Origin of the sequence: Pseudomonas agarici (genome assembly GCF_900109755.1) — a bacterium.
Lineage (GTDB): Bacteria > Pseudomonadota > Gammaproteobacteria > Pseudomonadales > Pseudomonadaceae > Aquipseudomonas > Aquipseudomonas agarici.
This window is the reverse complement of the sequence record NZ_FOAR01000050.1, coordinates 1-7629: the sequence shown is the minus strand read 5'-3', so window position 1 is coordinate 7629 and position 7629 is coordinate 1. Positions and strand designations below refer to the sequence as shown.

The following is a 7629-nucleotide window of genomic DNA, read 5'->3' as shown; positions in this document are numbered from 1 at the left end:
TCATGGCGCGACCATCATCGAAGTGGCCGCCAGGGTGCTGACCAACTGGCAACCACAGGCGCAACGATGGCCGTCCAGCGCCACCGGCTTGCCATCTATGGTTGATCCCGAGGCACCCTCGATAATGTGCGTCAGGCCATGTAGGTTGCAGCGCACCGGATCATCCACACAGGCCACCGGCTTACCGAAAGCTTCGTAGTGTCCCGCCAAAACCTCACCGCCAAAGGGCCGCAACGGATCACCGAGACGAACCAGGGGCATCATGGCAGCACCGCCTTGACCTGTTCGACCAGGGTGCCTTCCTTGCGTAACATGGCACTGGTCTGCTCGATGCGCTGTCTATAGTCGTCCAGCGCGATCTGGCGTTTCTGCTCGACCACCACCTGGCCGATATGGCCGGTGGGCTTTAGCAACTGCTCGGCGTCAGGCAGGAAGGGCACCACCTTGCCAGTGACCTTATCGATCACCTGATAGCCGATGGTCGCCGCGCCGATGCCCGCCGCCAGTCCGCCAATCCCTCCCAGCACTTTACCGCGCCTGATGCCATACGCCGTGGCCCCGGCAATCATCGCCACGCCCAATAGACGCCCGGCCACCACCACCGGCGACAGATCGCGGCTGTTTTCATTCCCGAAATAGATCATGCGGTAAAAGAAATAACCGGCCCACAACTCCCTCGACTTCAGTTTGTCGTGCATAAACCAGGCTCGTGAGTCGTGTATATGGTCGTCGAACAACGCCACCAGCAAGGCCATTTCGGCATCGGTACTGGGTGTCCCGTGGGCGTCGCGGAACAGTTGCTCACTGCGCCGCTTGCCCTCTGTTCTGAGGGTTTCGTGGTCTTTGCGCTCATCGTTTTCATTGAGCAGATAGGCCGTGTCGCGCAATATCACATCGAGTACCCCGCCCTTCCTGCTGGTCTGCTCGCGCTTTTGTCCGGTGTAATCGGATTTGAATTCAGCGGCAGCCTGGCTCAGTTGGGTCTGATCGATTTGTGCTTCATACACCGGCGGTCCGGGATGCTGAGGATTGGTCAGGCGCACAGCCAGGACGGCGGCCCGTAAGTCCTCGTCATTCTTTTTCTCCTGACTGCTCCTCTCGGCGGTGAATTCAGTGGCCTCGATAAAGAACGGCTGGCGCTGGTAGCTGTCGTTATCGGTTTTGGCATCATTGGCATAGCGACCAATGCGCCAGCCGGTGATCCAGCCCAATTGATCGGCCATACCGTCTTCCACCGTGGTGCCCAGAAGCTGCGGGGTGTACTCACAGGCGGGATGATTGACGGGCTGGTCGGCGGTGATTACCGGTAGGGTTTTGCTTCGCCAGGCGTTGAAGCGTTCGATTACATGCGGGTTGATCTTGAAATCAGTGTTAGTTGCCTCAGATATGACACGCCATGACTTCTGAGAAAGCAGCGTCCGCGGTAACACTTCCTCGGGGACCCGCAACGGGGCGCCAGCAGCAAAGGCGGCGGCATACAGATCGTGTAGGACGATCTGCGACACCAGTTCATGGGTGCCGCCACGGGCCTTGCCCTGGTCATTTTTTGGGTAGCCACCGCCAACATCGGAGTGAACACCGGGGTACAGCACTTCATAGCTGTTGTCCGGGTATCGACCGTCCTCGTTACGGATCGATTCCAAGGGGAAGCAGGAGCGTTGTTCAAAGGCGGCGACAAAGTGCGAGCAGCGCTTGATAAATTTCGGGAAGCGCCGCGCATCCGGCAGCAACTGGGTGTCGTCGGCCCAATCCATATGCCCGGAGAAAAAAGGCGCCACATGGGCAATGCCCACCGAGGCCACGGTATCCAGTATCCCGAGAAACTCGACGCTGATCGGCAAGCCAATCAGCGTTTGAGCGGGTAGCTCCGCCCCGACAGGGGTGTCGAACAATTGGCTCAACCAGGTGACAAAGGTGCGAGCTTCGGCTGCTCCTCGGGAGAAACCATACACAAACAGCTTGACCCCCAGTACGCGAGGCTGAGCCCATTCCGTCCGAGCCTGCAAGGGTGCTAGCAACCCGTTCATCGTCCGCCGCCGATTACCCTGGCCCATGGCACTCATCAGCGGTGCCCTCCAGGTGCTCATGGCTTCGACTTTGGCCTTGGCAACAACATTATCGATTTCTTTCTTATTGTTAAGCGCGAAAGAAAGAGCACTGGCCACTTGTACCAATGCCCAATTGATACGATCCTCGCCACCAGCGGCAAATTGCAATCCGCTATCGCTGTAATCCAGCTCGCCAATTTCTGGAAATGGAGTGCCAACACCGGGCATGTAATACGAAAAGTAACCTTGTCCCTTGGCCTTTGAACCTCTGAGTGATGCATGGAATAACTTGGCAATATTGCTCGGATGATTTTTTTTGGTATCGTTGGCCTCGTTATTATTAGTGCCATCAAAAAATAAGCTGATATGCAGGCTGTGGCAGCATTCGGAATACCGCTTTTGGCCTCTAGAGTTGGTTCCTCGACGAAAAATATCTTCCTCGTAAGTCTGCTTCCGGCAGTTAGCGGCTACCATTGATACTTTGGTAGGTAAACGACCATCCTTCGGAAAATAGGGTGGTCCCCATGCTTTATCTTTTGAGTCTCTTTTCACTTCGGACATACGGTCGGCTCCTTCATATCAAGAGGTTCTTTAATTGGATTATTCGGTGAACCATAACCCCAGCAGGAAGTTGTGACCTTGACCTGATTACAAGTTAGAAAATGCACACTCAAGCCACAAGACTCCGTTCCTGGCCACTCTGGTATCTCCACGGTGGTACTGTGGTCTTGGTAGTTAGCTGCGTGTTTGAGTTGAGCGGCTTGGTATCCATCAAAATCAGATGGCCATTTTGAATAAGCATATGGCTCTGGGTCGACCTCCCACTCGATATGGGCTTTCAAGCCAGGGCGCCATTTGGTAGGCATGATAATGCAGCACGAACTCCCGCCCCCTCCGTCGGCCCGATAACCATTGACCGACATCCAGTTAATAGCATGCACGGTATGATTGACGGCTTGCAGATTTCCCCCGGCCATTTCGTTATCGGCTGAAGAACATCCGAACAATGTCAATCCCAACAAAGCAAGCAAGCCTTGCCGTATGATTTTTCTTATTATCATTTGCATCGCTAGAAATTTCCTTGCTGATCATTCTTGTCACGCAAACCATTCGAAGCATGAAACATGCCTGGCGATATTAGTTGGCCAACTGTTCTTGACATCATGCTTCTCGTTATCATTGGCATCGTAGAAAACAAGCTGATATGCAGGCTATGGCAGCATTCAAAATATCGCTTTTGACCTCTGGAGTCGGTCACTCGACAAAAAAGGTCTTCCTCGTAAGTTTGCTTTCGGTGGTTGGCGGCTACCATTGATGTATTGGCAGGTAAGCGGCCACCCTCCGGAAAATGCGGTGTCCCCCACGCTTTAGCTTTTGAATTACTGTTCACTTCGGACATACGGCTGGTTCCTTTATTTGCGAGGGTTCTTTAATCGGGTAGTGCTCTGAATTAAACGCCCAACACGAACTCGTAACCCTGACCTGGTTACAAACCAAAAAATGTACCTTCAAGCCACATCGCTTCGTTCCTGGCCACTCTGGTATCTCCACCGTAGTACTGTGGCGTTGGTAGTTGGCTTTATGTTTAACCATAAAATCCAGGAATTCATCGGTTCCTAAAGGCGGCGTTGGACCAAAGGGCTCAGGATCGACTTCCCACTCGATATGGGCTTTCAAGCCAGGGCGCCATTTGGCGGGCATGATGATGCAACAGACGTTGCCGCCCCCTCCGTCCGCCCGGTAACCATTGACCGACATCCAGTTAATAGCATGCACTGTGTGATTGACGGCTTGGAGATTTCCACCGGCCATTTCGTTGTCGGCTGAAGAACACCCGAACAATGTCAATCCCAACGAGGTAAGTAAGCCTTGCTGTATGATTTTTCTTATTATCATCTTCATCGCTAGCAACTTCCTTGCTGATTGTTCTGGTTGCGTAAACCATTCGAGGCATGAAACATGCCTAGCGATATTAGTTGGCCAACTGTTCTTGACATCATGCTTCTCGTTATCATTGGCATCGTAGAAAACAAGCTGATATACAGGCTATGGCAGCATTCAAAATATCGCTTTTGACCTCTAGAGTTGGTTCCTCGACGAAAAATATCTTCCTCGTAAGTCTGCTTCCGGCAGTTAGCGGCTACCATTGATGTATTGGTAGGTAAGCGGCCACTCTCCGGAAAATGCGGTGACCCCCATGCTTTAGTTTTTGAATTATTGTTCACTTTGGGCATACGGCTGGCTCCTTCATTTGCGAGGGTTCTTTAATCGGATAGTGCTCTGAATTAAATGCCCAGCATGAAGTTGTTACCTTGACTTTATTACAAACCAAAAAATGAACTTTTAGGTCACAAGACTCCGTTCCTGGCCATTCTGGGATTTCTACGGTAGCACTATGATGTTGATAGTTAGCTTTATGCTTAACCATAAAATCCAGGAACTCATCGGTTCCTAAAGGCGGTGTTGGACCAAAGGGCTCGGGATCGACCTCCCATTCGACATGAGCTTTCAAGCCAGGGCGCCATTTGGTAGGCATGATGATGCAACAGACACTGCCACCACCACCGTGAGCCCGATAACCATTGACCGACATCCAGTTAATCCCCTGCACGGTATGATTGACGGCTTGCAGATTCCCCCCGGCCATTTCATTATCCGCAGAAGAACATCCCAATAACATTAACCCTAATAGGCACCACAATCCTTGTATCCGCGCCTTTCTCATTATTATTTTCATGATCTTTAACTCCCTTGATCACCAGCAACTCACACTCAAACAGAACCCTGCATCAAGGCCCAATTTTTTAGTGCTGCTTCATCTGGCCTATCCTCAGCGAGAGCGTGTTCATCTCGAATATATCCGCTGTTTTTTTGTTCTTCTTTGAGTTTATTTTGATGGTCGCTATACAACATCACCGTATCGACCAGAAAATCTACCGGCATGCTGAGCAGAGTCGCAAATGGGCATACGATGATTAGATAGCAGTACGTGGGAATGGGGTCATAACCACCGGCGCCTTCCAATGTAAGAAGCCTCCAGTCATATTGAACACCGACATAGTAATGACCTGAACGGTGGTAGGTTTTCGATGATTCGCCCCGCTCAACTAATGTTCCGCAGCCGGCACTACTGATTGCAAGACCGCATAGCATGATCAAAGCTAATCGTTTCAGTATATCGACCTTTTGCTTGAGTAAATTTTCTACATTCCGAACACGCTGACCATTCGACACGCCTTGTTTGCGGCTCATAGCTTTTGCCTCGCGTATTCGGTCAAATTATCTAAATTATTTTCCTGGTGGGCCTGCACGACAATTGAGTATAAGGCGGCGAAACGCAGTTCCCGGGTCGCCTCCAAATCATCGAATTTCCCGCCATCTAGCAGTTTCTGTGCATTACCGATACAACCAATCAGCTCGCCTTGCTGATCGCTCAAATTCAGAAAAGGGGGTAACTTCGATTTCAGCGTGATATCCCTGGCAATTACCTTGCAGCCACTGCGGCTGGTCGTCCCGATCCAGCCAGCCCCAATAGTTGACCGCTTGCAGGTATTCGGTGCGCTGGTTATCCGTCAGGATCGCGGACGTCAGCAAAGGAAAGATTCGTGGGTCGTAATACCGCAACAGGCCCGTCCGTGCGCCCCACTTTACTTGCGAGAGGGCTTGCAGAGCCTGGCTCAAGGTATCGAAGGGCAATGGCGAGATCACCACCAGCAAGCGAGCCTCGGTGGCGCACTGGGTCAGCAGTTCTTCCAGCCAGGCTTTATGTTGCCAATGCGTCAGGTTCAAGCGCATCAACAACGGGGCCTGATCCAGAAGGTTTTCCTCCGGTGTGCCGCTGAACAATGAAAACCATGGAACTTGCGGCCTCAGCATCTTCAGCGCCGGTACAGCGCAGTTGTTCCAATCGGCTTGGTCGAGCAGCACGTTAACCTGTTGCAGGCCGACGCTGGCACATGCCCGCTCGATGTGTTCTTGCCATTCTGTTGGTGTTGCCATCTGCATCTTCCCTTCAATCAACGTTCACGGCTCAATAAACCGGTAGTGTTTGCCCGGGCCTTGTCCAGGCACTTTTTACATATCGATTGCGGCAACTCAGGCAGCGGAAAACTCTGACTGGCGGTTTTTTCCCAAACATGTTGCCCCTTGAGGTTGAGCTTGCCGGGGGTGTAAATGTCGATGGCCCCGGACGCGGTGATGCGGATGTAGCCGCCACCACAGCCCAGGGTGATGCCATTTTTGGCCGTCAGTTGCAGTTGGCCCTGTGCGGACTGCATGCTGATGTCTTGTTGGGCAAGCAGATTCAACACGTCGCCGTGGGATTCGATTTCCAGCGGCCCCTTGCCGGACACCAGGCGCATGCCTTCCTGCTGGGCCAGCAGGGAAATAGCCTGATTGGCGTGGACCGACAGGCGCTGGGCAGCGGCCAGGTTGATCTCGTCGTTGCTTTGCACGTACAGCGCCTCGCCGCTTTGCAACAGCAGGCTGGCCGGTGTCACCGCGCCGATGCCCTGGGGAGCACTGAGCAGGATGGCGCAGGCGTTGAGGTCTTTGGCGTTGTCCTGAAACTGCTGCAAGCCGTCGATTGCGGGTGGGCGGCTATGGTGGGCCTGGGCGATTTCCCGCCAGTCGGCGATTTGCTGTTTCGCGCCCTGGATCTGGCTGGAAGCCGGTTGCATGGCCAGGACATCGCCAATGGCCTTGGTCTGTTCATCAGCGCTGATAAACAAGCCTTTGCCACCTCGAATCGCGCCCCAACCATCGGTGCGCAACTCAAAGCCTTCTCCGCGCTTTTTTTCCGCGCATCCACCATATGCCCGAGGTTGAGCTGGCTCTTGCCACTGTGTTCGGTACTGAGCTTGATATGCTCCTGGCCCCGCGTGTCGTCCATGCGCAGTTTGTTATTGGCCGGCGTGCGCAGCACATTGCGTTTGTAGTTCGGCAAGGCCACGTGGTCGGGGTGCTGGCTGTCGTGCAGGGCGTGGGCAATGTAGGGACGGTCCGGGTCGCCTTGTTCGAAGGCGATGGCCACTTCGGTGCCGGCAAGCAGTGGCAGGTGCAAACCGTAAGTGTCGCCCGCATAGGGACGGGCCAGGCGCAACCAGAGGCTTTCCGCGCCGAGTTTCCAGGTGTCGCGGTCGAACAGGAAGCAGACTTTGTAACGCCCTTCACGGTCGATGTGGCCATAAGGGTCGTTGGCCAGGGTGCTGCTGATCCGGGCCGGGACGGTGCCGGCGATGTGCGGTTTGTCTTGTAGCGCGGGACGAAAACACACCCGCTCCGAGTAGGGAATGGCCTCGAAGCTGACTTCAAAGCTACGATCCCGTGCGGCGCGGGTGGTCAGTCGGGTGATCACCGCGCCGGGGGCAAAAGCCTGCGGGGCGCCGTCGCTGATTTTCAGGACCTGGCCAGGGGCCAGGGTGGCGCTGGTGCTGATCCCGCTGAGCTGGGTCTGGTCATTGAGGTAACGCTCGTGACGCAGGCGCGCATAGAAAAAACCACTTTCGCTTTGCAGGTCTTCGTCATAGGCATGCGGATCGCCCAAGGTGCTGTAGGACTCGGCGAAATGATAGGCCTCGCC

7 protein-coding genes and 2 pseudogenes are annotated in these 7629 nt (G+C 54.0%); all 9 read right to left on the bottom strand.

Going from position 1 to position 7629, the window contains the following annotated elements; genetic code table 11:
* Window positions 1-264, bottom strand: coding sequence for a PAAR domain-containing protein (locus BMX68_RS24730; protein ID WP_060782875.1), 264 nt, complete (start codon window positions 262-264; stop codon window positions 1-3).
* Entirely contained in the window at window positions 261-2609 is a 2349-nt protein-coding gene (locus BMX68_RS24725; protein ID WP_074862764.1) for a T6SS phospholipase effector Tle1-like catalytic domain-containing protein, read from the bottom strand. The genes BMX68_RS24730 and BMX68_RS24725 overlap by 4 nt, the downstream gene beginning before the upstream one ends.
* Window positions 2597-3115, bottom strand: coding sequence for a Tli1a family immunity protein (gene tli1a / locus BMX68_RS24720; protein ID WP_074861879.1), 519 nt, complete (start codon window positions 3113-3115; stop codon window positions 2597-2599). Before tli1a (BMX68_RS24720) ends, BMX68_RS24725 begins: the two co-directional genes overlap by 13 nt.
* Before the next feature lie 2 nt (window positions 3116-3117).
* Window positions 3118-3447: a hypothetical protein gene (locus BMX68_RS24715; protein ID WP_256218757.1), complete on the bottom strand. Its 330-nt coding sequence runs from the start codon at window positions 3445-3447 to the stop codon at window positions 3118-3120.
* Window positions 3435-3950, bottom strand: coding sequence for a Tli1a family immunity protein (tli1a, locus tag BMX68_RS24710; RefSeq protein WP_074861881.1), 516 nt, complete (start codon window positions 3948-3950; stop codon window positions 3435-3437). Before tli1a (BMX68_RS24710) ends, BMX68_RS24715 begins: the two co-directional genes overlap by 13 nt.
* A 319-nt stretch (window positions 3951-4269) precedes the next feature.
* Window positions 4270-4785, bottom strand: coding sequence for a Tli1a family immunity protein (gene tli1a, locus BMX68_RS24705; RefSeq protein ID WP_074861883.1), 516 nt, complete (start codon window positions 4783-4785; stop codon window positions 4270-4272).
* A gap of 35 nt (window positions 4786-4820) precedes the next feature.
* The gene (locus BMX68_RS24700; protein ID WP_017130908.1) at window positions 4821-5300 is read right to left on the bottom strand and encodes a YceK/YidQ family lipoprotein; all 480 of its coding nucleotides are present in this window, start codon (window positions 5298-5300) and stop codon (window positions 4821-4823) included.
* Window positions 5297-6053 (bottom strand): annotated as a pseudogene (gene tla1 / locus BMX68_RS24695) (toxin Tle1 chaperone Tla1). The gene BMX68_RS24700 and the pseudogene tla1 overlap by 4 nt, the downstream one beginning before the upstream one ends.
* 11 nt (window positions 6054-6064) lie before the next feature.
* Window positions 6065-7629 (bottom strand): annotated as a pseudogene (locus BMX68_RS24690) (DUF2345 domain-containing protein); the annotation flags it as partial.

What these genes read in the sequence shown, in the direction of transcription:
- BMX68_RS24730 (WP_060782875.1), bottom strand. Translation starts at nt 264, where the DNA reads ATGATGCCCCTGGTTCGTCTCGGTGATCCGTTGCGGCCCTTTGGCGGT.
- BMX68_RS24725 (WP_074862764.1), bottom strand. Translation starts at nt 2,609, where the DNA reads ATGTCCGAAGTGAAAAGAGACTCAAAAGATAAAGCATGGGGACCACCC.
- tli1a (WP_074861879.1), bottom strand. Translation starts at nt 3,115, where the DNA reads ATGCAAATGATAATAAGAAAAATCATACGGCAAGGCTTGCTTGCTTTG.
- BMX68_RS24715 (WP_256218757.1), bottom strand. Translation starts at nt 3,447, where the DNA reads ATGTCCGAAGTGAACAGTAATTCAAAAGCTAAAGCGTGGGGGACACCG.
- tli1a (WP_074861881.1), bottom strand. Translation starts at nt 3,950, where the DNA reads ATGAAGATGATAATAAGAAAAATCATACAGCAAGGCTTACTTACCTCG.
- tli1a (WP_074861883.1), bottom strand. Translation starts at nt 4,785, where the DNA reads ATGAAAATAATAATGAGAAAGGCGCGGATACAAGGATTGTGGTGCCTA.
- BMX68_RS24700 (WP_017130908.1), bottom strand. Translation starts at nt 5,300, where the DNA reads ATGAGCCGCAAACAAGGCGTGTCGAATGGTCAGCGTGTTCGGAATGTA.